Origin of the sequence: Actinomadura sp. 7K507 (assembly GCF_004348425.1) — a bacterium.
Taxonomy (GTDB): domain Bacteria; phylum Actinomycetota; class Actinomycetes; order Streptosporangiales; family Streptosporangiaceae; genus Spirillospora.
In genome coordinates this window covers 1-21,569 of record NZ_SMKK01000085.1, presented here as the reverse complement: position 1 = coordinate 21,569, position 21,569 = coordinate 1, and the positions used below count along the sequence as shown (strand labels likewise).

General features: G+C 74.2%; 20 protein-coding genes. 7 read left to right on the top strand and 13 right to left on the bottom strand.

Annotated features, from left to right (window positions below):
• The first annotated feature begins 80 nt into the window (after positions 1-80).
• On the top strand, positions 81-926 hold the full coding sequence (locus tag E1285_RS20335; RefSeq protein WP_132154361.1) for a siderophore-interacting protein: 846 nt from the start codon (positions 81-83) through the stop codon (positions 924-926).
• A gap of 42 nt (positions 927-968) precedes the next feature.
• Here the strand turns inward: E1285_RS20335 and E1285_RS20330 are convergent, their stop codons facing one another.
• A complete protein-coding gene (locus E1285_RS20330) occupies positions 969-2,333 on the bottom strand; it encodes an AarF/ABC1/UbiB kinase family protein (protein WP_165966681.1) in 1,365 nt (454 codons plus the stop codon).
• Positions 2,334-2,597: 264 nt separating this feature from the next.
• Here E1285_RS20330 and E1285_RS20325 point away from each other — a divergent pair, with 264 nt between their 5' ends.
• Together E1285_RS20325 and cphA are read left to right on the top strand one after the other, a co-directional pair.
• Positions 2,598-3,431, top strand: coding sequence for a cyanophycinase (locus tag E1285_RS20325; RefSeq protein ID WP_165966680.1), 834 nt, complete (start codon positions 2,598-2,600; stop codon positions 3,429-3,431).
• Between the two features lie 2 nt (positions 3,432-3,433).
• The gene (gene cphA / locus E1285_RS20320) at positions 3,434-6,088 is read left to right on the top strand and encodes a cyanophycin synthetase (RefSeq protein WP_132154357.1); all 2,655 of its coding nucleotides are present in this window, start codon (positions 3,434-3,436) and stop codon (positions 6,086-6,088) included.
• 3 nt (positions 6,089-6,091) lie between these two features.
• Here cphA and E1285_RS20315 read toward each other — a convergent pair whose 3' ends face one another.
• The 8 genes from E1285_RS20315 to E1285_RS20285 all read right to left on the bottom strand — a co-directional run bounded on the left by E1285_RS20315 (position 6,092) and on the right by E1285_RS20285 (position 12,877).
• A complete protein-coding gene (locus tag E1285_RS20315; RefSeq protein WP_132154355.1) occupies positions 6,092-7,252 on the bottom strand; it encodes a 4-hydroxybenzoate 3-monooxygenase in 1,161 nt (386 codons plus the stop codon).
• Positions 7,253-7,306: 54 nt separating this feature from the next.
• Positions 7,307-8,119 (bottom strand): IclR family transcriptional regulator, encoded by an 813-nt coding sequence (locus E1285_RS20310; RefSeq protein ID WP_243722926.1) that lies wholly within the window; start codon positions 8,117-8,119, stop codon positions 7,307-7,309.
• Between the two features lie 30 nt (positions 8,120-8,149).
• Positions 8,150-8,557 (bottom strand): 4-carboxymuconolactone decarboxylase, encoded by a 408-nt coding sequence (gene pcaC, locus E1285_RS46675; protein WP_207946691.1) that lies wholly within the window; start codon positions 8,555-8,557, stop codon positions 8,150-8,152.
• The gene (gene pcaD / locus E1285_RS46670; protein WP_207946690.1) at positions 8,554-9,345 is read right to left on the bottom strand and encodes a 3-oxoadipate enol-lactonase; all 792 of its coding nucleotides are present in this window, start codon (positions 9,343-9,345) and stop codon (positions 8,554-8,556) included. The genes pcaC and pcaD overlap by 4 nt, the downstream gene beginning before the upstream one ends.
• Complete coding sequence (pcaB, locus tag E1285_RS20300; protein WP_132154353.1) at positions 9,342-10,538, bottom strand: 3-carboxy-cis,cis-muconate cycloisomerase; 1,197 nt, start codon at positions 10,536-10,538, stop codon at positions 9,342-9,344. The genes pcaD and pcaB overlap by 4 nt, the downstream gene beginning before the upstream one ends.
• Positions 10,528-11,064: a protocatechuate 3,4-dioxygenase subunit alpha gene (gene pcaG / locus E1285_RS20295; protein WP_132154351.1), complete on the bottom strand. Its 537-nt coding sequence runs from the start codon at positions 11,062-11,064 to the stop codon at positions 10,528-10,530. The genes pcaB and pcaG overlap by 11 nt, the downstream gene beginning before the upstream one ends.
• Positions 11,064-11,729 (bottom strand): protocatechuate 3,4-dioxygenase subunit beta, encoded by a 666-nt coding sequence (pcaH, locus tag E1285_RS20290; protein ID WP_132154349.1) that lies wholly within the window; start codon positions 11,727-11,729, stop codon positions 11,064-11,066. The genes pcaG and pcaH overlap by 1 nt, the downstream gene beginning before the upstream one ends.
• Before the next feature lie 176 nt (positions 11,730-11,905).
• Positions 11,906-12,877: a sigma-70 family RNA polymerase sigma factor gene (locus E1285_RS20285; RefSeq protein WP_132154347.1), complete on the bottom strand. Its 972-nt coding sequence runs from the start codon at positions 12,875-12,877 to the stop codon at positions 11,906-11,908.
• A gap of 325 nt (positions 12,878-13,202) precedes the next feature.
• On the opposite strand from E1285_RS20285, the gene E1285_RS20280 reads away from it, so the two are divergent.
• The 4 genes from E1285_RS20280 (at position 13,203) to E1285_RS20265 (ending at position 15,711) form a co-directional block, all read left to right on the top strand.
• Complete coding sequence (locus tag E1285_RS20280; RefSeq protein ID WP_132154345.1) at positions 13,203-14,045, top strand: hypothetical protein; 843 nt, start codon at positions 13,203-13,205, stop codon at positions 14,043-14,045.
• A 19-nt stretch (positions 14,046-14,064) separates the two neighbouring features.
• Entirely contained in the window at positions 14,065-14,376 is a 312-nt protein-coding gene (locus E1285_RS20275; RefSeq protein ID WP_132154343.1) for an extradiol ring-cleavage dioxygenase, read from the top strand.
• 108 nt (positions 14,377-14,484) lie between these two features.
• A complete protein-coding gene (locus tag E1285_RS20270; protein ID WP_132154341.1) occupies positions 14,485-15,039 on the top strand; it encodes a universal stress protein in 555 nt (184 codons plus the stop codon).
• A gap of 27 nt (positions 15,040-15,066) precedes the next feature.
• Positions 15,067-15,711 (top strand): nucleoside monophosphate kinase, encoded by a 645-nt coding sequence (locus tag E1285_RS20265; RefSeq protein WP_132154339.1) that lies wholly within the window; start codon positions 15,067-15,069, stop codon positions 15,709-15,711.
• A 47-nt stretch (positions 15,712-15,758) separates the two neighbouring features.
• On the opposite strand, the gene E1285_RS20260 is transcribed toward E1285_RS20265, so the two are convergent.
• The 4 genes from E1285_RS20260 to E1285_RS20245 form a co-directional block, all read right to left on the bottom strand.
• Positions 15,759-16,865 (bottom strand): acyl-CoA dehydrogenase family protein, encoded by a 1,107-nt coding sequence (locus tag E1285_RS20260; protein ID WP_132154337.1) that lies wholly within the window; start codon positions 16,863-16,865, stop codon positions 15,759-15,761.
• On the bottom strand, positions 16,862-18,055 hold the full coding sequence (locus E1285_RS20255) for an acyl-CoA dehydrogenase family protein (protein ID WP_132154335.1): 1,194 nt from the start codon (positions 18,053-18,055) through the stop codon (positions 16,862-16,864). Before E1285_RS20255 ends, E1285_RS20260 begins: the two co-directional genes overlap by 4 nt.
• A gap of 153 nt (positions 18,056-18,208) precedes the next feature.
• The gene (locus tag E1285_RS20250; protein ID WP_132154333.1) at positions 18,209-20,233 is read right to left on the bottom strand and encodes an AAA family ATPase; all 2,025 of its coding nucleotides are present in this window, start codon (positions 20,231-20,233) and stop codon (positions 18,209-18,211) included.
• Positions 20,234-20,292: 59 nt separating this feature from the next.
• Positions 20,293-21,569: M1 family metallopeptidase (locus E1285_RS20245; protein WP_132154331.1), on the bottom strand; the 1,277-nt coding region annotated here is incomplete at its 5' end.

Below are 21,569 nucleotides of genomic sequence, written 5' to 3'. Positions count from 1 at the left end.
CGCTGAGCCGGGGGAACAGCCGGCCGCCTCCGTTGGTTAGGGTTACCTAAGTGATGTGATCCGGATCATCGGGAGGCTGCATGGCGACGGAACCGGCACGCAAGGGGCGCGCACTCAACCGCGGGCGGGTGCTGCGCACCGAACGCCTCACCCCGCACATGATCCGCGTGGTCATGGGCGGTGAGGGGCTCGCCGGGTTCGCCGCGGGCGAGTTCACCGACCACTACGTGAAGCTGCTCTTCCGGCGGCCGGGCGTGGAGTATCCCGAGCCGTTCGACATGGAGCGGGTCCGCGCGGAGCTGCCGCGCGACCAGTGGCCGGTGACGCGGACCTACACCGTCCGCGCGTGGGACGCCGAGGCCGTGGAGCTGACCGTCGACTTCGTCCACCACGGCGACAAGGGTCTCGCGGGCCCGTGGGCGGCGAGCGCCCGGCCGGGCGACGAGATCCTGTTCACTGGGCCCGGCGGCGCGTACGCTCCCCGCGCCGGCGCGGGCTGGCACCTCCTGGCCGGGGACGAGAGCGCGCTGCCGGCGATCGCCGCCTCGCTGGAGCGGATCCCGGAGGGCGCCCCCGCCCGGGTGTTCGTCGAGGTGGCCGGGCCCGAGGAGGAGCAGGAGCTGCCGACGCCGGGTGACGCGGAGATCGTGTGGCTGCACCGGGGCGGCGGGCCGGTCGGGGACCTGCTGGTCGAGGCCGTCCAGAAGCTGGAGTTCCCCGCCGGCGAGGTGCACGCGTTCGTGCACGGCGAGGCGAACTTCGTCAAGGCGCTGCGGCGGCACCTGCGGATCGAGCGCGGGCTGCCGATGGAGCGGCTGTCGATCTCCGGCTACTGGCGGCGCGGCCGGGACGAGGACGGCTGGCAGTCGTCCAAGCCGGACTGGAACCGCCAGGTCGAGGAAGAGGAGGCACAGGCCCTGTCGTGACGGGTCGGCCCGTCACGACAGGGCCGCCCGGGCCAGGCCCGTTCAGGCGGTGACCTCTTCCGGCTCCTCGGTTCCGTCGGCGTCGGGGCCGTCGTCGGTGAAACCGGGGAGCCAGCGCTCGACCTCGGCGCGGAAGGCCCCTTCGGCCTCCAGCTGGCACAGGACACCGCCGCCGCCGGTCAGGGCGCGGCTGACCGCCAGGTACTGGGGCGGCAGCCGGAACTGGCGGGCGAGCGCGCCGGGGCGCATGTCGGAGGCGACGCCGAGGCCGTGCGCGGTCTGCTCGCGCATCCATTCGCGCGAGTACCGGAAGCGCTCCACGGCGAACGGGGCGGCGTGCGGGCCGATGAAGTCGGCGACCTCCTCGGGGTCCACCTCGGCGTCCGGTACCAGGAAGCCCTCCTCGTAGAGGGCGTCGACGATCTCGTCGGGGTCGCCGAGCGTCCCGATGCGGGTCAGCCGGCCGATCGACCACTGCAGCTCGGACGGGACGCGGGCGGCGCCGCCGAAGTCCATGACGCCGAGGCGCCCGTCGTCCAGCAGCCGGAAGTTGCCGGGATGCGGGTCGATGTGGATCATCTCGCAGCGGGCCGGGCCGGAGAGCAGGAAACGGAACAGCAGCAGGCCCGCGCGGTCGCGCTGCTCCTGGTCGCCCTCGGCGATGACCTCGGCGAGCGGGGTGCCGTCCAGCCACTCGGTGACCAGGACGTGCCCGGACTGGGCGACGACGGCCGGGACGACGAAGTCGGGGTCGCCGTCGTAGGCGTCGTGGAAGGCGGTCTGGGCGCGGGCCTCGTCGACGTAGTCGAGTTCCTTCTCCAGCCGCCGCTTGAGGTCGGCGATGACCGGCTTGACCTCGACGCCGGGGAACAGCGGGGTGAAGAGCCTGCTGACGCGGGAGATCTGGTTGAAGTCGCTCATCAGCGCCTGGGCGGCGCCGGGGTACTGGACCTTGACCGCGACGGTCCGCCCGTCGTGCCAGACGGCCTTGTGGACCTGGCCGATGGAGGCCGCGGCGGCGGGCTGGTCGTCGAACTCGGCGAACCTGTCCCGCCAGTCGTCGCCCAGGCCCTCGGCCAGGACGCGGTGGGTGGTGGCCGCGGGCATCGGGGGCGCGGCCTCCTGGAGCCGGGTCAGGCTGGCGCGGAACGGCCCGGCGACCTCCTCGGGCAGCCCGGCCTCGAAGATCGACAGCAGCTGTCCGACCTTCATCGCGCCGCCCTTGAGCTCGCCGAGCACCGTGAACAGCTGCTCGGCGGTGCGGCGCTGGACCTCGAGCGCGACGGTCTCGGCGGGGCGGCCGATCGTCCGCTTGCCGAACCCGAGCGCGGTGCGCCCGGCGAAGCCGAGCGGCAGGGTCGCCAGCTTGGCGGTCCGCGACACCGCGCGGCGGGGAATGTCACTCACGGCCCGTCCCTCGTTCGACGATGCGTCCAATACAAGTCAGCTTCTCATGGTGGGGAAAGCCACGAAACGGTCATCCCCCGTTCAAGATTAAGCGTTCGGCCGGACCTGGAGATTCCCCGCCGCCATTCGCCGCCGCGGGCGCGCACGGGCGCGGCGACACCTCCGCGTCCGGGGAACGCCTTGAGCGGCCCGGCGCCGGCAACAGCGCGCATGACTCTCCGCCTCTACGCGACTACCACATGTGATCAGGGGTAGTTGGCAGGTGTGAAAGAGAAATATGACGATGCCGGACGCAAGGGCCGGCTGCTGATCATCGGCGGGGCGGAGAACCGCACCTGCGGGGCCGGTGCGCTGGAGGCCTTCGTCGAGCTCTCGGGCGGCGAGGACGCGCGGGTCGTGGTGGTGACGACGGCGACCGAGGTACCGGAGGAGGTCGCCGAGGAGTACACCGCCGTGTTCGGCCGCCTCGGCGTGTCCGCGGTCCGGGAGCTGCGGCTGCTGGGCCGTGCCGCGGCCGACAGCGCGGCGACGCTGCGGGCGCTGGAGTCGGCGAGCGGGGTGCTGTTCAGCGGCGGCGACCAGTCCCGGATCCGGACCCTGGTCGGCTCGAAGACCAACGATCTGCTCAAGCGGCGGCTCGACCAGGAGGGCCTGGTCATCGCCGGGACGAGCGCAGGCGCGACCGCCATGGGCCACTGGATGATCCTCGGCGGCCACGGCCACGAGGTCGCCGCGTCCAGCGTGAAGGTCGGGCCCGGCCTCGCGCTCCTCGACAACGTGCTGATCGATATGCATTTCAACGAGCGCGGGCGGCTGCCGAGGCTGATGAGCGGGATAGCGCTGGACACCCGGCTGCTGGGCGTCGGGATAGACGAGGACACGGCGATCGTGGTGGGAGACGGCCGTTTCGAGGTCGTCGGGACGGGTGTGGTCACGGTCGTGGACGCGGGGCAGTCCACCATCGCCTACGCCGCCTCGGACGACGAGCCGATGGCGATGTTCGACGTGTCCCTGCACCTGCTGCCGGCCGGATGCGCGTTCCAGATGCACGACAAGCTTCCGGAGATCGGCAACATGCGCGGCCCGGAGGATGATTGACCGTGCGCCTCGACCATGTGCGCCGCCTGAGCGGCCCGAACATCTACCTCTCGCGTCCCGTCGCGATCGCCCGGCTCGACCTCCAGGGCCTGACCGGCCATGAGACCACCGACCATCCCGGGTTCGCCGAGCGGCTCGTGGAGGCGCTGCCCGGCCTGGCGACGCACCACTGCTCGGCGGGCCGGCCGGGCGGGCTGCTGGACGCGATGGCGCGCGGCACCTACTTCGGCCATGTCACCGAGCACGTCACGCTGGAGCTGTCCGGGCTGATCGGCCGCGAGGTGTTCTTCGGCCGCACCGTCCGCGCGGGCGGGCCGGGCGACTACGACCTGATCATGGAGTGCCCGCGCGACGAGCCGGCCGGCGGCACCGTGGTGGAGCAGCTGATCACGCTCGCCATGCGGACCGTCGGCGGGGCGCTCGCCGGGCGGGTGCCCGACCCGTCGGCCGGTCTGGCCCGCGTCGCCGCCGAGCACGAGGCGGGGCGGCTCGGGGTGAGCACGGCGGCGCTGGCGAGGGCCGCGCGCCGCCGCGGCGTGCCGGTCCGCCGCGTCGAGGACCTGAACCTGCTGCGCCTCGGATACGGGCGGTACCGCCGGACGGTGTGGGCGGCGATGACCGACGCCACGTCGGCGATCGGCATGGAGGTGGCGGGCGACAAGCGGCTCGCGCACAGGGTGCTCGCCGACGCCGGGCTCCCCGTGCCCGAGGGGCGGGTCGCGGCGACGCCGGCGGAGGCCCTGGAGGCGCTGCGCGACATCGGCGGCCCGGTGGTGGTCAAGCCCCTCGCCGGCCACCAGGGCGAGGGCGTCCACATCGAGCTGACGAGCCCGCAGGACGTCGTCGCCGCGTTCGCGTCCGCGGCCGGGGACGGCGGCGAGGTGATCGTCGAGTCCTACATCCCCGGCCGGGACTACCGGGTCCTGGTCGTCGGCGGCCGGGTCGCGGCGGCGGCGGAGCTGACCGCCGCGTGCGTGACCGGCGACGGGACCGCCACCGTCGCCGGGCTCGTGGAGCTGGTCAACACCGACCCGGCGCGCGGCGAGGGCCACGACCGGCCGCTGACCCGGCTGGCGCTCGGCCCCGCGGAGCGGGCGCTGCTGGCGCGGCAGGGCCACGGGCCGGAGTCGGTGCCCGCCGCCGGGGAGCGGGTGTGGCTGCGCCGCAACGCGAACCTGTCCACCGGCGGCACCAGCCGCGACGTGACCGGCCTCGTCGACGCGGGCGTCGCGGAGATGTGCGTGCGGGCCGCCGCCGCGGCCGGCATGGACGTGTGCGGGATCGACCTGCGGCTGCCCGACATCGGTTCCCCGCCGCCCGCCGACCGCGGCGCCGCCGGGATCCTGGAGGTCAACGCCGCCCCGGGCCTGCGCATGCATCTGGCGCCGCACGAGGGCACCGCGCGCGACGTCGCCGGCGACATCATCGACCTGATGTACCCGGCGGGCACGCCGTCGCGGGTCCCGGTCGTGTCGGTGACCGGCACCAACGGCAAGACCACCACCGTCCGGATGATCGCGCACATGCTGGAGCTGGACGGCCGCCGCACCGGCATGACCGGCACCGAGGGCGTGCACGTCGGGCGGCGGCTCGTGCACCGGTCCGACGCGTCCGGGCCGCGCTCGGCGGAGATGGTGCTGGGCGACCGCACGGTCGAGGCGGCCGTGCTGGAGACCGCGCGCGGCGGGATCGTGCGGCGCGGCCTCGGCTACGAGAACGCCGACGTCGCCGTCGTCACCAACATCACCCGCGACCACCTCGGCGTGGACGACACCGAGAACCTGGAAGACCTGGTCGACATCAAGGCCCTGGTGGCCGAGGAGATCAGGCGCGGCGGGCATCTCGTCCTCAACGCCGCGGACCCGCCGGCGGCGGGGCTGGCCGCGCGGCCCGCGGTACGGGACCGCGATCCGGTGCTCCGCTACTTCTCGCCGTCCCCGGACGAGCCCGTCCTCGTGGACCACCTGCGGGAGGGCGGCTGGGGCTACTACGTCGCGGACGGCTGGCTGACCGAGGCGCGCGGGGACCGCCGGACGCGGATCCTGCCCGCCGGCGAGGTGGCGGGCTCCTTCGGCGGGCACGCCGTCCACGTCGTCGCCAACGCGCTCGCCGCGGCCGCCGCGGCCCGCGCGCTCCACGTCCCGGTGGACGTGCTGGCCCGCGCGCTGCGCACGTTCGACCCGCACACCCGCAACCCGGGCCGGGGCTGCGTGTACCAGGTCGGGGACAATCCCGTGCTGGTCGACTACGCGCACAACCCGGCGGCGGTCGCGGCGATGAGCGCGTTCGTCGGGCGGCGCTGGGGCGCCGGGGGCGTCGCCGCGGTCACCCTGCCGGGCGACCGGACCGACGAGCTGGTGATCGAGACCGCGAGGGCCCTGTCCGGGACGTTCGGCCGCGTCGTCGTCTACGAGGACGAGGACCTGCGCGGCCGCCGCTCGGGCGAGATGACCCGGCTGATCGTCCAGGGGCTGCGGGAGGGCGGCCCGGACGTGCGCCACCACCCGGCGGGCGACCTGAAGGGGGCGGTGACCTCGGCGCTGGACATGGCGGAGCCGGGCGAGCCCGTCCTGCTGCTGTACGAGAAGCTCCAGCCGGTCACGGAGCTGCTCGACACGCTGGGCGCCGAGCCGGCCGATCCGGCGGGTGACGGGTGATCGCTAGAAGGTGACGGGAAGGCCCACGTAGTTCTCGGCGAGCGACGTCGAGGCCGCCTGGGAGGAGACCACGTAGTCCAGATGGGAGCGCTGCAGCCGCCGGTCGAAGTCGCTCGCGGCCGGGTCGGCGTGCAGCAGGTGCGTCATCCAGTACGAGAAGTGCTCGGCCCGCCAGACGCGCCGCAGGCACGCGGCGGAGTAGCCGTCCAGGAGCGTCTCCGACCCGGAGGCGTACCGCTCGGCGAACGCCTGCGCCAGGAGGATCACGTCCGACACCGCGAGGTTGAGGCCCTTCGCCCCGGTCGGCGGGACGATGTGGGCGGCGTCCCCGGCGAGGAGCAGCCGGTCGTGGCGCATCGGCTCGGCGACGAAGCTGCGCATCGGCGTGACCGACCTGTCGGTGATCGGGCCCTCGTGCAGCTTCCAGCCGTCGTCGGTCGCGAAGCGCGTCGCCAGCTCGTCCCAGATGCGCGCGTCGGACCATCCGGCGAGGTCCTCGTCCGGTGACACCTGCAGGTACAGGCGGCTGACCTGGGGCGAGCGGAGGCTGTGCAGCGCGAATCCGTTGTCGTGACCGGCGTAGATCAGCTCCTCGGTGGACGGGGCGACGTCGGCGAGGATCCCCAGCCAGGCGAACGGGTACTCGCGGGAGTACGTCCGCAGTCCCGGCACCGCCGGGCGGCTGACGCCGTGGAACCCGTCGCAGCCCGCGATGTAGTCGCAGTCGAGGGTGTGCGTCCGGCCGCCGCTGCGGAACGTCACGCTCGGCGCGGACGCGTCGAGGGCCACCACCTCGGCCTCGAACCGCACGTCGCCCCCGTCCGCGAGCCGCTTGGCGACCAGGTCCTTGACGACCTCGGTCTGCGCGTAGACGGTGACGGTGCGGCCGGTCAGGTCGGTCAGCGGGATGCGGTGCCCCGCGCCGCCGAACCTCAGCTCGACACCGTGGTGGACGAGCCCCTCCCGGTCGAGGCGCTCGCCGGCGCCGCTGTCGCGCAGCACGTCGGTCGTGCCCTGCTCCAGCACCCCGGCGCGCTGCCGGTGCTCCACGTAGTCGCGGTCCCGGCTCTCCAGGACCACCGAGTCGATCCCCTGCCGGTGCAGCAGGTGGGACAGCAGCAGGCCCGCGGGGCCGCTGCCGATGATCGCGACCTGGGTTCGCATCCAGCCTCCTCGTCGTCGGTTGCCCCGGCGATACTCGCGCGCATCACCGCAGGTTCAGGCGCCGGTGTTCCGTTCAGCGGAAAAAGTGTCCGGATGTCCGCTCCAGTGGGCGGCCACGTCGCGGGACAGGGCGCGCACCGCCGTGGTCAGCGGCGGCAGCAGCCGCCGCGGATCCGCGCCGCGCGTGCCGGACACCAGCGACATCGCCGCGACCACGTCTCCCGCGCCGTCCCGCACGGGCGCGCCGACGGACGAGGCGCCCAGCGTCATCTCGTCGCGGGTCAGCGCGTAGCCGGTGCGGCGGACGCGCTCGACGCGGCGCCGCAGCTCCGCCGGGTCGGTGATGGAGCGCACCGCGTGCCGGGCCAGCTCACCGCCCAGGACCTTCTCCCGGATCTCCGGCGCGGCGTAGGCCAGCAGCACCTGGCCGACACCGGTGGTGTGCAGCGGCAGCATCCCGCCGACCTGGGTCACGACCGGCACCGACCGCGTCCCGCGCAGCCGCTCGACGATCAGGACGTGGTCGTCGCGCAGCACGCCGAGCTGCACGTTGTCGTGCGTCGCCTCGTACAGGTCCTCCATGTGCGGGAGCGCCAGCTCGCGCAGGCCCATGACCGCCGGCGCCTGGCTGCCGATCCGCCACAGCCGGGTCCCGATGCGGTACGTGCCGTCCGGCACCCGCTCCAGGAACCCGCCGTCGGCCAGTTCGCCGACGAGGCGGTGGCCGGTGGCCAGCGGGAGCCCGGCGCGGCGGCAGATCTCGCTCAGGTTGAGGCGGACGCCGCCCTGCGCGAACGCGTTCAGGATGGCCATGACCTTGCCCGCCACGCTGACCGGCCGCGGGCGCTCGCCCCTGTCGCCTGGCACCGGCTCCTCCCGCCACCGGGCTCGCGCCCGTCACTCCTGCTCGGTGAGTACCCGCTGGGCGACGGCGAAAGCCGAGTTCGCGGCGGGCACTCCACAATAGATCGCCGTCTGCAGGAGCACCTCCTTGATCTCGTCGTGCGTCAGCCCGTTGCGGAGCGCGGCCCGCACGTGCATGGCCAGCTCGTCCAGATGGCCGCCGGCGACCATGGCGGTCAGCGTGACGCAGCTGCGGGTCCGGCGGTCCAGGCCGGGCCGGCTCCAGATCTCGCCCCACGCGTACCGCGTGATCATGTCCTGGAAGTCGGCGGTGAAGCCGTCCTTGCGGGCCTCGGCCCGGTCGACATGGGCGTCGCCGAGGACCTCCCGCCGCGTCCTCATGCCCTGCTCGTGCCGCCCGGCGTCGGTCATCCGCCCGCCCGTCCCGGACTCCTCGCTCATGCGGTCCCCTTCCACGTGCGGTGCAGGTGCGCGGTGATCGCGTCCGTGACCGGTTCCGGCCGCTCGGCGTTCGCCAGGTGCCCGGCGCCTTCGACGACGGTCAGGCTCGCGTCCGGGATGCCCGCCGCCAGCCGGTCGGCGTGGCCTTCGGGCGGCGTCGGCGCGTCCTGTGCCCCCGCGATCACCAGGGTCGGCGCGGTGATCTCGCCGAGCCTGCCGGTGGCGTCGAACCGCGCCAGCGCGTCGCAGCACCCCGCGTAGCCGGCGGGATGGGTCGCGCGGAGCATCGCCGCGTACGGTTCCGCGCCGGTGAACTCCGGGGTGAACCAGCGCCCCGCCGCGGTCTCGGCCACCGGGCCGGTGCCCTCGCGGCGGACGAGGCCCGCCCGCCCGTGCCAGGGCTCCGGGTCGCCGAACCGGGGGGACGTGCAGCACAGGACGAGGCTGCCGAGACGTTCCGGCGCGCGGAGGGCGAGCGCGATCCCGACGGCGCCGCCGAGCGACACCCCCGCGTAGGCGGCCCGGCCGATGCCGAGGCCGTCCAGCAGGCGGACCACCCCGTCCGCGAGGTCCTCGACGGTGAAAGGGCCGCCGGGGGGCGGCGCACCGCCGTGGCCGGGCAGGTCGTAGCGCAGGACCCGCCAGGCGCGGGCCAGCGCGGGCAGCTGCGGCAGCCACAGGTCCATGGACGTGCCGAGGGACGGGCCGAGGACGACGACGGGCGCGTCCACCGGGCCGTCCAGGCGGTGGTGCGGCGGTGTCCCCGCCGGTACCGGCGACTCGGTCACGCGCGGCTCCTCCGGTAGGCGTCGAGGGCTTCGCCGACGAGGACGGCGGCGGCGCCGGGACCCGGATCGCCGCCGAGGACGTCCAGCAGATCGTCGAGGTCGGCCCGCATCAGCTCCGCCGACACCTCCAGGCCGTCGAGCAGGTCGGCGGCGGTCTCGGCGGCGCCGCCGGTCAGCCGCAGGCACTCGCGCAGCGGCTGCCACTCGGCGTGCCACTCCCCCGCCGCCCGCTCGTGCGGCGCGGCCTGGGCGGCGAGCAGCACCTGAGCCTGCGCGGGCACCTGCAGCGCGGCCGAGCGGACCAGGGCGGACAGCGCCGGGTTGCGCTTGTGCGGCATCGACGACGAGCCGCCCCGGCCGGCCCCCGCGGCCTCGGCGACCTCGCCGACCTCGCTCTGCGACAGCAGCCACACATCGGTCGCGATCTTGCCGAGCGCCCCGGCGGTCAGCGCCAGCGCCGCGCCCAGCTCCGCGACCGGGGTGCGGCGGGTGTGCCACGGCAGGACGGGCCTGGCCAGCCCCGTCTCCGCCGCGAACGCCGCGACGACGTCGAGTGCCCGGTCCCCGAAGGCGTCCAGCGTCCCGGCGGGGCCGCCGAGCTGCACCGGCAGCGGCACCGCGGCCAGCCGCGCGCGGGCCTCCAGGCACCCCATCAGCCAGTTCGCGGCCTTCGCGCCGAACGTCGTCGGCAGCGCCTGCCGCCCCAGCGTGCGGGCCGCCATCGGGGTGTCGCGGTACCGCGCCGCGAGCCCGGCCAGCGCGTCCAGTGCCCGGTCCAGGTGGGCGAGGACGACGCGCCTGGCGCGGGCCGCGACGAGCATGGCGCCGGTGTCGGCGATGTCCTGGCTGGTGGCCCCCAGGTGGACGTGCTCGCCGGCCGTCCCCGCGAGCGCCCGAAGGTCGGCGACCAGCGGCACGACGGGGTTGCCGGAGCCGCGCGCCCGGCGGGCCACGTCCACCAGGTCGAACCGGCCCGCGTCGGCGGCGGCGCCGATCGCCTCGGCCGCGTCCCCGGGGATGATCCCGAGGCGGGCCTGGGCACGGGCGAGCGCCGCCTCGGCGTCGAGCATCGCCGCCAGGTAGGCCGCGTCGCCCGTCGCGGCCTCGGCCGCCGTCCCCGCGCGGACGGGGGACAGCAGCCCCGCGTCGAGTGATACGGCGCCGGGCGGCGGGCCGGGTTCGTCAGAAACCAAGGAACACCGTCTCCCGCTCCCCTTGCAGGTGTACGTCGAACCGGTACCGCCGCTCCCCCTCGCGCTCGGCGATCAGGGTCGCGCGCCGCTCGGCCGGTACGGCGGACAGGAGCGGGTCGGCCTCGTGGGCGGACTCGTCCTCCGGGAAGTACAGCCGGGTGAAGACGGGCTTGAGCAGGCCCCGCGCGAAGACCAGGACGGCGATGTAGGGAGCGCCGTCGCCGGTCGCGCCGGGCTTGACGGTGGTGAACCTGTAGGCCCCGGCCGCGTCCGTGTCGCAGCGGCCGAATCCGGAGAAGTCGTGCCCCTCCCGGACGATGCCGCCGGGCCGCCGCGGGATCTCGCCCGTCTCGTCCGCCTGCCAGATCTCCAGCAGCGCGTCCGGGACCGGCTCGCCCGCGCCGTCCAGGACCCGCCCGCGCACGTCGATCGCGTCCGGCCGCCAGCCCGGCACGACCAGCGGGCCGGTCTCGTACGGCAGCGCGTAGCCGAAGAAGGGGCCGACTGTCTGGGACGGCGTGGTCATCAGGCCTCCATCGGGGTGTCGCCGAGGACGATGTCCCACTGGTAGCCGAGCGCCCACTCCGGCTCGGTGGTGTCCAGGTCGAACCGGCAGATCAGCTTCTCGCGGTCCCGCTCGCCGGGGATCGACTGGAAGATCGGGTCGTAGGCGAACAGCGGGTCGCCCGGGAAGTACATCTGGGTGATGAGCCGCTGGGTGAACGCCGTCCCGAACACCGAGAAGTGGATGTGCGCGGGCCGCCAGGCGTTGTGATGGTTGCGCCACGGGTACGCGCCCGGCTTGATCGTGATGAACCGGTAGCGGCCGTCGTCGTCGGTGAGGCACCGCCCGGCGCCGGTGAAGTTCGGGTCGAGCGGCGCCGGGTGGACGTCGCCGAGGTGGGCGTAGCGGCCCGCCGCGTTCGCCTGCCAGACCTCGACGAGCGCGCCCCGCACCGGGCGGCCGGAGCCGTCGAGCACCCGGCCGGTGACGACGATCCGCTCACCGAGCGGCTCGCCGCGATGCTGGAGGGTGAGGTCCTCCTCCAGCCGGCCGAGCTCCTGGTGACCGAAGACCGGGGAGGTCAGCTCGACGCTGTCCGGGCCGAGCTTCGGCATGATCGGTTCCTGCGCGGGGGCGCGGAGCACGGTGCTCTTGTAGCCCGGGGACAGGTACGGGGGGTGCGTCATGCGCTGGTCCCTTCTGCCCCGGCGCGCACGGCCGCGCGGTGAGTCGCTCGATCGGTGTCCATGTGCCTCCCATTCCCACTCGGCGGACGGGACCCGCGCCGCCGCCGACCACCATCGCAGCACACGCCGGCCGGGGCACATCCGGGTTTCCGCAGAGCGGAAGGACAGGGGGCTGATCAGAGGCGCTCGGCCAGCCCGAACACCGGGAACAGGGTGGTGTCGAAGAACACCGAGACGTGCGCGACGCCGTCGCCGGTGATGCTCAGCACCTGGAGGTGGTACGGCCGGTGAACGCCCTCCTCGTCCCGCATGTACATGCCGAAGGCGGGCTGCCCGTTGGCGGACGCCGGGACCATCCGGATGTCGCCCGGGGCGGGGCCGCACTGGGCGATGACGAGCCGCACGACCACTTCCGCTCCGACGAACCACTCGGGGAACGGCGGCATCTCCCAGACGATGTCCTTCTTGAACAGGTCGATGAGCCCGGCGATGTCGGCGTCCTCGAACGCCTTCGCGTAGCTTTCGAGGAGGTCTCGCTGGTCCGGGTCGGTCGGCTCGACCAGCTCGTCCCGCAGCGGGCCGTTCTCCTCCAGCTGCGCCCGCGCCCGCTGCAGCGCGCTGTTGACCGCGGCGGTCGAGGTGTCCAGCAGCTCGGCGACCTCCGCGGCCCGCCACTTCAGGACGTCCCGCAGGATCAGCACGACCCGCTGCTTGGCGGGCAGATGCTGCAGCGCCGCGACGAACGCGAGGCGGGTGCTCTCCCGCGCCGCGACGATCGTGGCGGGGTCGGCGGCGTCCGCGCCGAGCACGGCGTCGGGGGCGGGCTCCAGCCACGGCACCTCGGGCGAGGCGACGACGGGCCGCTCCGGCTCGTCGCTCGGCGCGCCCAGCCCGGACGGCATCGGCCGGTTGCCGCGCTGGTCGATCGCCGTCAGGCACACGTTGGTGGCGATGCGGTACAGCCACGTCCGCAGCGAGGAGCGCCCTTCGAAGTTCTCGTACGAGCGCCAGGCCCGCAGGTAGGTCTCCTGCACCAGGTCCTCGGCGTCGTGGATGGAGCCGAGCATCCGGTAGCAGTGCGCCAGCAGCTCCCGCCGGTAGGGATCGGCGAGCTTCTGGAAGTCCTGTTCCATGGTGCTGTTCGGCATGCTGGTCGTCACCTTCACTCGGCGTCGTCGCTGGGACGGGCGCCCCTGCGGCCCGTCGTGCCCGACCGTAGGCGGACCCACCGACAGAACGCCTACAGCGCCACATCCTACGCCGCCGACCAGCAAAATCAGGGTGAACCGGGGATGAGGTCCAGGCCAGGCCCGACCGGGACGCGCCGCCGTCCCCGCCGGGCCGGCGATCGGGCGCGGTGGAGGCCATATGGGCGTTCTAACAGTAATGAATATTAGTTTTGCCTCGTCGCGGCCCTTGACCGCCTCCACGGAAGATGTCTAGGTTCATTATCATCAATTCAGGGAGTTGCTGATGGCGGAGATCGTGTTCGCGGCGGCGGCGAGCCATGCGCCCGGACTGACCGGGTGGTTCGGCAAGGCGGGTGAGGACGACCGGCGGGAGGTGAGCCAGGCCTACGACCGGCTGCGGCGCGAGCTGGCCGGGTCGGAGGCCGAGGTGCTGCTGGTGATCGGCAACGATCACCTGCTGAACGCGCGGGTGCACGACTGCCCCGACTTCACCGTGGGGGTCGCCGCCGAGCATGTGGGCCCGGACGAGTGGTTCCGTCCCTGGCTGAACCTGGACGAGTACCGCGTGCCCGGCGACCCGGAGGTGGCCGAGGCACTGGCCGGCGGGCTGATCGGGGACGGCTTCGACGTCCGGCGCGCGCCCGAGCTGCGCTTCGACGACAACGTCTCGGTGCCGGTCGCGCTCCTTGGCCTCGCCGGCATGGACCTGCGCATCGTGCCGGTCCTGCAGAACTGCACCGTCCCGCCGGTTCCGGACGAGAAGGCCTGCTACCGGTTCGGGGAGTCGCTCGGCGCGCTGGTCCGCGACCGGCTCCCGGCGGACCTGCGGGTGGGGCTGCTGGGGTCGGGCGGGCTCAGCCACGAGCCCGGCGGCCCCCGCTACCTGGAGATCGACGAGAAGTTCGACCGCCGGTGGATGGACCTGCTGGCCGAGGGCGACCACGGCCGCATCCTGGACGAGGTCACCTTCGAGCGCATGGAGGAGGCCGGCGCGGGCGGGACGTCCGAGCTGCTGTCGTGGCAGGTCGTCATGGGCGCCATCGGCGAGCGGCCTTGCACGCCCCTCTGCTACGTGTGCGTGCCGCAGTGGCGCTGCGGCGTCGGCGCCGTCCTCTGGGACGTCTGAGCGCGAGAAAGGGAACCCGATGTCACTTGAGCATTTCGACCCGCTCCTGCGCGCCAACGACCTCGTCCAGGACCTCAAATGGGACGCCGGCCTGCTGGAGGAGTTCCAGAGGGACGAGGAGGCCGTGCTGGACCGCTACGACCTGCTGCCAGAAGAGCGGCAGGGCGTCCTGGAGCGCGATTTCCGGCGCCTCTACCTGATCGGCGTCCACCCGTACCTGCTCGGGCAGCTGTCCCGGCTGATCCACGGCACCGCGGAGAAGGCCGGGACCTCCGTCGCGGCCACCGCGCTCGTCGCCTCGCTGCTCGGCGGGGACGCCGGGGAGTCCTAGCCCGCTCCTTTACGGAACCGGAGTTTCCACACCGCGGAACACTTCCTTCGGAACGGGTAAACCTGCACCCTAGACTGCAATCAAGCAGGCGGGGGGTCAGGAGGGACCGTGTTCGCGAGACCGGAGGGCGGCCCCCGCGTCGTGGTGGGGGTGGACGACTCCGCGGGCGCCCGCTGCGCCCTGTCCTGGGCGATCGGCGAGGCACGGCTGCGGAGGCTGCCGCTGCTGGTCGCCCATGCCGCGCCGCTCCCGCCGCACGTGTCGGCGGCCGGGCAGCTCGGCTGCGGCATCACCGACGCGCTGCGCGCCTCCGGCGCCGAGCTGATCACCCGGATCCTGGCGGAGGTGAGCGACGGCCCGCCGGACGGCGTGGACATGACGGCGCTGGCGCTCGTCGGCGAGCCCGGCGCGGCCCTGGTGCGGCTGGCCGGCGACGACGACATACTCGTCGTCGGGCACGGGACGCGAAGCCCGTTCTCCCGGCTGCTGCGGCCCTCGGTGCGGCTGCACTGCGCCCGCCGCGCCCGCGCGACGCTGGTGTGCGTCCGCCCGCCCGCGTTCGAAGCGCTGCTGGAGTGCCTGGCGGCGCATGACGCGTCCCCGGGGCAGGTCCCCGGCTCCCGGTTCCGCCGGCTGGGCCGCCGCCTGCGCCACCCGCTCTGAGGAGCGGTCCCCGCGTAGAGTTCCGGCATGCGCAAGTACGTCATCATCGGCGCGATCGGCAGCGGCAAGGGAACGCAGTCGGAGCTGCTCGCCCGTGATCTGGACATCGTCCACATCAGCGTCGGCGACGTCTTCCGGTGGCACGTGAAGAACCACACCAAGCTCGGCGCGCAGGTACGGCGCATCATGGCGGACGGTGAGCTGGTCGGAGACGACCTGGTGGAGGGCGTCGTCCGCGAGCGGCTCGACCAGCACGACTGGAACTACGGGTTCGTCATCGACGGGTTCCCGCGCAGCCGGAGGCAGACCGAGTTCTTCCTGGAGAGCTACGACATCGACGGCGTGATCCATCTCGACCTGCCGGACGACGAGGTCCGCCGCCGCGTCCTGGCCCGGCGGCTCTGCGCCGGATGCGGGATGGACTACAACCTGATCGCGGACCGGCCCACCCAGGAGGGGCGTTGCGACGTGTGCGGCGGCGAGCTGGTCGCACGCGAGGACGACACGCAGGAGGCGCTCGCGGAGCGGCTCCGGCAGCACCACGAGAAGACCGACCCCATCCTGGAGCTGTTCGGCCGCAAGGAGTACGTGGTCACCGTGGACGCGCGGCCCGCGATCGGCGAGGTGCAGCGGACGCTCCGCGAGAGGCTCCGGCTGCCGATGCCGGAGTGAGCGGACGGCTCCGCACGCGGTGTGCGGAGCCGTCGGTTCACCGTTCCTCAGGCCGGGGGCAGGTCGACCAGGGCGGCCAGGGCGGCGCGGTGCCGGTCGGGGGTGCCCAGGGCGATGGCGTCGGCCTTCGCGCGCTTCAGATACAGGTGCGCGGGGTGCTCCCAGGTGAAGCCGATGCCGCCGTGCATCTGCACGCACTCCTCGGCCGCCTTGAGGGCGACGGCAGAGCAGAGCGCCTGGGCGACCGCGACCGAGATCGCCGTCTCGCCGCCGTCATCACCGCCGTCATCGCCGCCGCCACCCGCCTGGGCGGCCACGCACGAGGCCGCGTGGCGGGCGACCGCGCGGGCCTGGGTGATCGACGTCCACAGGTCGGCGAGGCGGTGCTTGAGGCCCTGGTAGGAGCCGACCGGCCGGCCGAACTGGTAGCGCGTCTTCACGTAGGCGACGGTGTCGTCCAGGCAGCGTTCGGCGAGGCCGAGCTGCTCGGACGCCAGCATCGCGGCGCCGGTCAGCAGGGCGGCCCGGACGGCGCCGGTCCCCTCGGCGACCAGCCGCGCGGGCGCCCCGGAGAAGGCGAGGTCGGCGAGGCGGCGCGTCATGTCGAGGGAGGTCACGGCGGTGCGGCGGGCGTCGGCGGCGTCCACCGCGTAGAGGCCGCCGGCGGCCGGTACCAGGAACACCCCGGCGGCCATCCCGTCGGCGACGCTGGTGACCTCGCCGGTCACCGTGCCGTCCGACACCCGGACGGTCGCGGCGGGGTCGCCGGGACCGGTGCTGAACGGCACCGCGAGCACCGCGATCTCGTCCCCGGACGCCAGCCGCGCGAGCAGGTCCCGTTCACCGGCGGCCATCAGCGCCGCCGTCGCCGTCACGGCGCTGCTCAGGAAGGGGACCGGGGCGGCGGAACGGCCCAGCTCCTCCATGACGACGGCGGTCTCGCGCCAGGTGGCGGAGGCGCCGCCGAGGTCCTCCGCGACGGGCAGGCCCGCGCAGCCGAGCTGGGCGGCGACGGCGTGCCACAGCGCCGCGTCGTACGGCTCGTCCTTCTCGGTCCCGGCGAGGACGGACGTCCAGGGCGCCTTGTCGTCGAGCACCTCCCGGACGCTCGCCCGCAGGTCGTTCTCGATCTCGCTGTAAAGCAGGTCGCTCACTTGGGGAGGTCCTTCCACGCGACGTCCTTGTCGACCCGGATCTCGCCGGGCAGGCCCAGGACGCGCTCGGCGATGATGTTGCGCAGGATCTCCGACGTGCCGCCCTCGATGGAGTTGCCCTTGGCGCGCAGGTACCGGTAGCCGGGCGAGCGGCGGGTGAAGTCCACCTGGGCCGGCCGGCGCATGGTCCAGTCGTCGTAGCGCAGGCCGTCCTCGCCGAGGAGCTCCAGCTCCAGGCCGGACACCTCCTGGTTGAGCCGGGCGAACGACAGCTTGGCGCCCGAGCCCTCCGGGCCGGGCTCCCCCGCGGTGAGCTTCTGGCGCAGCCGCTCGCCGGTGAGCCGGGCGGCCTCGGTCTCCACCCAGGCCCGCAGGACGGAGTCGTGCAGGGCGGGGGTGCGCAGCTCGGGACGGTCGCGCCACAGGGCGGCGACCACGCCGATCATGCCGCTCTCGCGCGGCGCGGCGGCGCCGCCGATGGCGACCCGCTCGTTCATCAGCGTCGTGGTGGAGACCCGCCAGCCCTCCCCGACCTCGCCGAGCCGGTGCTCGTCGGGGATCCGCACGTCGGTGAGGAAGACCTCGTTGAACTCGGCCTCGCCGGTGATCTGCCGCAGCGGCCGCACCTCGACGCCCGGCGCGGTCATGTCGCAGACGAAGTAGGTCATGCCGCGGTGCTTGGGGACGTCCGGGTCGGTGCGGGTGACGAGGATCGCCCAGCGCGCCTCGTGGGCCATGGACGTCCAGACCTTCTGGCCGCTGACCGTCCAGGCGTCGCCGTCGCGGACGGCGCGGGTGGCGAGCGCGGCGAGGTCGGAGCCGGCGCCCGGTTCGCTGAACAGCTGGCACCAGATCTCCTCGCCCGTCCACAGCGGACGCAGGAAGCGGCGCTTCTGCTCTTCGGTGCCGAACGCGAGGATCGTCGGCGCGGCCATCCCGAGCCCGATGCCGTTGCGCTCGGGGTGGTTGGAGGGCGCGCCGGCCTTGGCGAAGAACCGGTCGACGGCGCGCTGCAGGGCGCGGGGCGCGCCGAGCCCGCCGAGGCCTTCGGGGTAGTGGACCCAGGCGAGACCGGCGTCGAACCGGGCCCGCAGGAACTCCAGGGGCTCGGTGGCCGAAGGGTCGTGCGCGGCGAGGAACTCGCCGGCCCGCCTCTCCAGCTCGTCGGCGTCGGGGGGTGCTGTGCTCAAGGTCGGGACCTCCGCGCGGGCGAGGGGCGGCGTCCGGGCCGCCCACTGGACATACCAACCGGTCGGTATGGCGAGCCCAGCCTAGGAACCGCCGGGACGGCGAGTCAACCGCCTGCCCCGGCCGGAACGCCCCGCCGGCCGGAACGCGGCCGGCTAGGGCATCGCCAGTTCGGACGGGAGGTCGTCCTCGTGCAGGACCGTCAGGGACGTGACGGCGCGGGTCAGCACGACGTACAGGCGGGCGAGGCCGCGGGCCTCGGCGGCCGCGATGGCGGCGGGCTCGGCGACGATCACGTGGTCGTACTCCAGGCCCTTGGCGAGGGCCGCCGGGACGACGAGGAGCCGGCCGCCGCCGTCGGAGCCGGGGCCGAGGACGGTGTGCTCCAGCCCGGCCGCCTCCAGCGCCGCCGCGTACCCGGCCGCCGCGGCGTCGGGCACGATCAGGCCGACCGAGCCGGGGCGGGCGAGGGCCTCGCGGGCGGCGCCGGCGACCGCGGGGACGAGGTCGGGGACGCGCCGCACGTCCAGGGCGCCCGGGCCGGGACGCAGCGAGCGGGGCCGCTCCAGGCCGGGCGCGACGTGCGGGAGCAGGCGGGCCGCGTAGTCCAGGACGGTTCCCGGGACGCGGAAGCCCAAGGTCAGCTCGGTGACGTCCCCTTCCTGGCCGAGGTGGGTGAGGACCTCCTTCCACGACCGCGCCGACCAGGCGGTCGTGCCCTGGGCGAGGTCGCCGAGCACGGTCGCCGACCCCGTCCCGCACCGGCGGCCCAGGGCGCGCAGCTGCATGGCGGACAGGTCCTGCGCCTCGTCCACGACCAGGTGGCCGAGCGAGGAGGTGCGCTCGATGAGGTCGTTCAGCTCGTCGAGCAGGGCGCGGTCGGCGGCCGTCCACCTGGCGGTGCGGTGCGACCGGGCGGGCTTGGCCCACAGGATCGCGTCCTGCTCCTCCTCGTCCAGGAGGCCCTTCGCGGCCCTGCTCAGGAAGCCGGCGTCCGACAGCAGCCGGTACAGGACCTGCTCCGGCGTGACCTTCGGCCATACGGCGTCGAGGATCTGCTTGACGGGCCCGCTGCGCGCCACCTGGTCCTGGACGCGGTCGTCCGGCGCCTCCCCGCGCCGTTCCATCAGCACGAGGATCTGGTGGGCGAGCCGCTGGGCGAACGCGGCGCGTCCGCTGCCGTACCGGGTGGTGCCGCGCAGCGCTGCGGCGGTCTCGCGGACCTCGTGGTCGGCCAGCCGGTAGCGGGCGGACCCGCGGGTGACGACGAGGCCCTCCTGCGGTTTGGTGACGTGCAGCCACAGCGCCTTGCGGAGGACGTCCGCCATGCGCGCCCCGCCCTTGACCGCGGAGACCCGCGCCGGCTCCTCCCCCGTGGGAGCGCCGAGCAGGTCCTCGATCGTGGCCTGCTCGACGCTGACCTCGCCGAGGGCGGGCAGCACCGCCGAGATGTACCCGAGGAACGCCCGGTTGGGCCCGACGATGAGGACCCCGGACCGTGACAGCCGTTCCCGGTGGGTGAACAGCAGGTAGGCGGCGCGGTGCAGGCCGACGGCCGTCTTGCCGGTGCCGGGCGCGCCCTGCACGCACACCGTGCGGGGCAGGTCCGCGCGGACGACCACGTCCTGGTCCGGCTGGATCGTGGCGACGATGTCGCGCATCGGCCCGGTGCGGGGGCGCTCGATCTCCTCGGTCAGGATCCGCGACGGGCCGATCCCGCCCCCGTCCGGAGGCCCGTCCAGGGGCTCGTCCTCGAACGCGGTCAGCTCACCGGCCTGGAAGCCGAACCGCCGCCGCAGCCTCCAGCCCATGGGGTCGGCGGGCCCGGCCTGGTAGAACGCCCGCGAGACGGGGGCGCGCCAGTCCAGCACGAGCGGGCGGCCCTCGTCGCCGTCGTGGACGTGCCGCCGCCCCACGTACATGATCGCGGGCAGGTCCTCGCCGCCGCCGTCGGCGTCGGCGTCGCGGTCCATCCGCCCGAAGAACAGCGGCGTGCCGGGATGGTCGGCGAGCGCCGCGACGCGCTGGTCGAGCAGCGACTCCAGGAACTGCCCGGACACCCAGTCGGCGGCGACGTCGGCGGACAGGCTCCGCGCGTGCTCGCGCATCCGGCGCAGCGCGGCGCGGGACTCGGCCAGATGGGCGCGTTCGGCGGCCAGGACGGCGGACTCGGCGGACATGCGGGCAGACCTCCGGCGGCGAGAAGGCGGGTGTGGGCAAACCCACTACCTTACCGCCCTCAGGGCAGCGGGGGCAGCGGACGCCGGTAGAGCCAGGCGGAGAAGAGGTCGTCCAGCGGACGCCCGGCGTTGCGGGCGGCGAGCTCGGTGAACTCCTCCGTCGTCACCGAGCCGTGGCGGTGTCGCGCCGTCCACTCGCGCAGGGTCCGGAAGAACGCGTCGTCGCCCGCCGCGCGGCGCAGCGCGTGCAGGGCGAGCGCCCCGCGCTTGTAGACGTAGTCGTCGAAGAGGTGCCGGGGGCCGGGATCGGCGAGCACGAGGTCCTTCGACCCGCCGGCCAGCCGCGCGTGCCACTGCACGGCGTGCTCGGACGCGGGCGCGCCGCCCGAGTTCTCCGACCACAGCCATTCGGCGTAGGAGGCGAAGCCCTCGTGCAGCCAGATGTCCCGCCAGTGCGCCACCGTCAGGCTGTTGCCGAACCACTGGTGCGCCAGTTCGTGCGCGATGAGCGGCTCCTCGCCCCGTTCGCCGTCGACGTGGTTCGTCCCGAAGATCGACATGCCCTGCGCCTCGACGGGGATCTCCAGCTCGTCGTCGGCGACGACGACCGTGTACGCGCCGAAGGGGTAGGGGCCGAACAGCTCGGAGAACGTGGCGATCATCCGCCCCTGGCGGCCCAGGTCGTGCAGCACCCGCCGTTCCCGCGCCGCCGGGTAGTGGACGTGCTGCGGGACGGGGCCGTCCAGCTCCGCGGACCGGTACCGCCCGATCTGGACGCTGGCCAGGTAGGTCGCGGTCGGCTCGTCCTGCTCGTACACCCAGGTGGTGTTCGCGCCGGCGCTGCTCTTGCCGGTGAGCCGTCCGTTGGCGACGACGGTGTAGGCGGACGCCGTGGTGACCGTGATCCGGTAGCGGGCCTTGTCGCCGGGCCGGTCGTTGCAGGGGAACCACGAGGGCGCGCCGGTCGGCTGCCCCGCGACGATCGAGCCGTCGGTCAGCTGCTCCCAGCCGAGCCCGCCCCAGTGGCTGCGGACGGGCGACGGGTTGCCGGTGTAGCGGACCTCCACGGTGAACGCGCCCGGGTCGAGGGGCCGCGGCGGCGTGACGGTCAGCTTGCCGCGCCAGTGCCGGAACCGTGCCGGGCTCCCGTCCACCAGGACCCTGCCGACGCGGAACGGCCCGAGGTCGAGCGCGAACCGGCCGAGCGGCGCGGTGGCCGCCGCCGACAGCCGCGCGGTGCCGGCGAGGCGGTTGGGGCGGACCCGGTAGTCCAGTTCGAGGTCGTAGGCGCCGACCGTGTAGCCGTCGTGGCCGTGGCCGGGGAAGTACGCGGCCG

Excerpts from the sequence above, each read along its gene's own strand:
- E1285_RS20315 (WP_132154355.1), bottom strand. The coding sequence starts at position 7,252 with ATGCGAACCCAGGTCGCGATCATCGGCAGCGGCCCCGCGGGCCTGCTG.
- pcaC (WP_207946691.1), bottom strand. The coding sequence starts at position 8,557 with ATGAGCGAGGAGTCCGGGACGGGCGGGCGGATGACCGACGCCGGGCGG.
- E1285_RS20335 (WP_132154361.1), top strand. The coding sequence starts at position 81 with ATGGCGACGGAACCGGCACGCAAGGGGCGCGCACTCAACCGCGGGCGG.
- E1285_RS20275 (WP_132154343.1), top strand. The coding sequence starts at position 14,065 with ATGTCACTTGAGCATTTCGACCCGCTCCTGCGCGCCAACGACCTCGTC.
- pcaG (WP_132154351.1), bottom strand. The coding sequence starts at position 11,064 with ATGACCACGCCGTCCCAGACAGTCGGCCCCTTCTTCGGCTACGCGCTG.
- E1285_RS20285 (WP_132154347.1), bottom strand. The coding sequence starts at position 12,877 with ATGCCGAACAGCACCATGGAACAGGACTTCCAGAAGCTCGCCGATCCC.
- E1285_RS20265 (WP_132154339.1), top strand. The coding sequence starts at position 15,067 with ATGCGCAAGTACGTCATCATCGGCGCGATCGGCAGCGGCAAGGGAACG.
- pcaH (WP_132154349.1), bottom strand. The coding sequence starts at position 11,729 with ATGACGCACCCCCCGTACCTGTCCCCGGGCTACAAGAGCACCGTGCTC.
- E1285_RS20250 (WP_132154333.1), bottom strand. The coding sequence starts at position 20,233 with ATGTCCGCCGAGTCCGCCGTCCTGGCCGCCGAACGCGCCCATCTGGCC.
- E1285_RS20280 (WP_132154345.1), top strand. The coding sequence starts at position 13,203 with ATGGCGGAGATCGTGTTCGCGGCGGCGGCGAGCCATGCGCCCGGACTG.